Genomic DNA, 775 nt, shown 5'->3' with positions numbered 1-775 from the left:
ATCCGAGCATCTTCACCCGCGTATTTGATAGCGTTGCCAACTAGATTATTCAGACAACGCACCACGAGAGTATCTTCACAGTAAGCTCTCGGCTCGGTCACACGTGAAATAAATACAATGCTCTGTGATTCCCTCAAATCGATTTTGCAACGCTCAACTTGTGGGGCTAGTAGCACTTCAAGATCGCTACGCTTGGTCTCTTTGTCGTAGCGAGCATTCTCAAGGCGACTAAATTCCAAAATGTCACTGATTAGATGATTCAGCTCTTTGGCTTCGTCTTCCAACCGCGTCACTAGTTCTTGTTCGCTTTCACCAACTCTTTTACGCAATAGGTGCAAAACCAAGTTCTGTCTAGCAAGAGGCGTTCTTAGTTCATGGGACACATCGCGAATCAAAAGACGTTGCTTCTCCGCTAGCAAGTGAATCTCTTTCGTCATGTGGTCAAAATCTTGCGCGAGTTCATTAAATTCTCGCGTGTTGGACTTTAGCTCCTGCACAACACTGACATTAAAATCGCCGTTAGAAAGCTTCTTGCTCGCCTCTCTGAGTCTGTCCAACGGTTGCTGTAAGTTGCGTGCCATTAAAAGCGAGAACAAAGCCAAAATCACGGCGGCAATTACCACTTTGATAATGGAAAAGTACAGTATGAAGTCATTCGCAGGATGTAAGCGATGCGGCAGTTGAATGACTAAGTTGTGCTGCTGAACCAATGGAATGCTGATGATTGGTCGATTCACTTTGTCTTCCAATTGATCATCAATGCTGCGTTTGAATT

At 44.8% G+C, this 775-nt stretch carries 1 protein-coding gene; it reads right to left on the bottom strand.

The features are described from left to right. On the bottom strand, window positions 1–775 hold a 775-nt coding region (locus R7Z47_RS24585), incomplete at both ends, for a histidine kinase dimerization/phospho-acceptor domain-containing protein (RefSeq protein WP_318130728.1).

The organism is Vibrio sp. 1641 (genome assembly GCF_033339995.1).
In the GTDB taxonomy this organism is placed as follows: domain Bacteria; phylum Pseudomonadota; class Gammaproteobacteria; order Enterobacterales; family Vibrionaceae; genus Vibrio; species Vibrio alginolyticus.
This window is presented reverse-complemented; position numbering and strand designations above follow the sequence as displayed.